This is a genomic window from Arthrobacter oryzae, assembly GCF_003634095.1.
GTDB lineage: Bacteria > Actinomycetota > Actinomycetes > Actinomycetales > Micrococcaceae > Arthrobacter > Arthrobacter oryzae.
In genome coordinates, this window is the sequence record NZ_RBIR01000017.1 from 1 (window position 1) to 2,500 (window position 2,500).

Here is a 2,500-nt window from a genome sequence, read left to right on the forward strand (position 1 = left end):
GAGGGTGTGTGGTGTAAGTTATCGGCCTATTAGTACCGGTCAGCTTCACGAGTCGTTAGTCCTCGCTTCCACATCCGGCCTATCAACCCAGTGGTCTGGCTGGGGGCCTCTCACACACAAGGTGTATGGAAATCTCATCTCGAAGCGAGCTTCCCGCTTAGATGCTTTCAGCGGTTATCCCATCCGAACGTAGCTAATCAGCGGTGCACTTGGCAGTACAACTGACACACCAGAGGTTCGTCCGTCCCGGTCCTCTCGTACTAAGGACAGCCCTTCTCAAATTTCCTGCGCGCGCAGCGGATAGGGACCGAACTGTCTCACGACGTTCTAAACCCAGCTCGCGTACCGCTTTAATGGGCGAACAGCCCAACCCTTGGGACCTACTCCAGCCCCAGGATGCGACGAGCCGACATCGAGGTGCCAAACCATGCCGTCGATATGGACTCTTGGGCAAGATCAGCCTGTTATCCCCGAGGTACCTTTTATCCGTTGAGCGACGGCCATTCCACAATGTACCGCCGGATCACTAGTCCCGACTTTCGTCCCTGCTCGAGATGTCTCTCTCACAGTCAAGCTCCCTTGTGCACTTACACTCGACACCTGATTGCCAACCAGGCTGAGGGAACCTTTGGGCGCCTCCGTTACTTTTTAGGAGGCAACCGCCCCAGTTAAACTACCCATCAGGCACTGTCCCTGACCCGGATTACGGGCCGAAGTTAGATGTCCAAAGTGACCAGAGTGGTATTTCAACGATGACTCCACCCGAACTGGCGTCCGGGCTTCAACGTCTCCCACCTATCCTACACAAGCCACTCCGAACACCAATACCAAACTATAGTAAAGGTCTCGGGGTCTTTCCGTCCTGCTGCGCGTAACGAGCATCTTTACTCGTACTGCAATTTCGCCGAGTTTATGGTTGAGACAGCGGGGAAGTCGTTACTCCATTCGTGCAGGTCGGAACTTACCCGACAAGGAATTTCGCTACCTTAGGATGGTTATAGTTACCACCGCCGTTTACTGGGGCTTAAATTCTCAGCTTCGCCTTGCGGCTAACCGGTCCTCTTAACCTTCCAGCACCGGGCAGGAGTCAGTCCGTATACATCGTCTTGCGACTTCGCACGGACCTGTGTTTTTAGTAAACAGTCGCTTCCCCCTGGTCTCTGCGGCCCCGATCCCCTCCGGACAGCGTGTGTCCATCAAGGTTGGGGCCCCCCTTCTCCCGAAGTTACGGGGGCATTTTGCCGAGTTCCTTAACCATAATTCTCTCGATCGCCTTAGTATTCTCTACCTGATCACCTGTGTCGGTTTGGGGTACGGGCGGCTAAAACCTCGCGTCGATGCTTTTCTCGGCAGCATAGGATCACCAAATCCCCCCATACGGGGGTCCCATCGGGTCTCAGGCATCATGAACGGCGGATTTGCCTACCGTTCGCCCTACATCCTTAGACCGGGACAACCATCGCCCGGCTTGGCTACCTTCCTGCGTCACACCTGTTAATACGCTTGCCTCCCAGGATCAGGTCCCGCGCTCCACCAAAACCCACACACCCCGAAGGGTGCTAGGGCAGGTTTCGGGCGGTTAGTATCCCCTGTTCAGCATGGGCGGTTTTTCGCCGGTACGGGAATATCAACCCGTTGTCCATCGACTACGCCTGTCGGCCTCGCCTTAGGTCCCGACTTACCCAGGGCAGATTAGCTTGACCCTGGAACCCTTGATCATTCGGCGGACGGGTTTCTCACCCGTCTTTCGCTACTCATGCCTGCATTCTCACTCGTGTAGGCTCCACCGCTGGTTTACACCGCGACTTCACTGCCCACACGACGCTCCCCTACCACTCCAGACGCCTGAACCACAAGGGCTTGGCTATTGTCTGAAATCCACAACTTCGGCGGTGTACTTGAGCCCCGCTACATTGTCGGCGCGGAATCACTTGACCAGTGAGCTATTACGCACTCTTTTAAGGATGGCTGCTTCTAAGCCAACCTCCTGGTTGTCTTCGCAACTCCACATCCTTTCCCACTTAGCACACGCTTAGGGGCCTTAGTTGGTGGTCTGGGCTGTTTCCCTCTCGACTATGAAGCTTATCCCCCACAGTCTCACTGCTGCGCTCTCACTTACCGGCATTCGGAGTTTGGCTGACGTCAGTAACCTTGTAGGGCCCATTAGCCATCCAGTAGCTCTACCTCCGGTAAGAAACACGCAACGCTGCACCTAAATGCATTTCGGGGAGAACCAGCTATCACGAAGTTTGATTGGCCTTTCACCCCTACCCACAGCTCATCCCCTCCATTTTCAACTGAAGTGGGTTCGGTCCTCCACGACGTCTTACCGTCGCTTCAACCTGGCCATGGGTAGATCACTTCGCTTCGGGTCTAGATCACGCCACTGCAACGCCCTATTCAGACTCGCTTTCGCTACGGCTTCCCCACACGGGTTAACCTCGCGACGTAACACTAACTCGCAGGCTCATTCTTCAAAAGGCACGCCGTCACAACTACA

General features: G+C 55.2%; 1 rRNA gene. It reads right to left on the minus strand.

Annotated elements, in window-relative coordinates:
• Positions 1-8: 8 nt before the first annotated feature.
• Positions 9-2,500: ribosomal RNA gene (locus C8D78_RS19525) — 23S ribosomal RNA — on the minus strand; the annotation flags it as partial.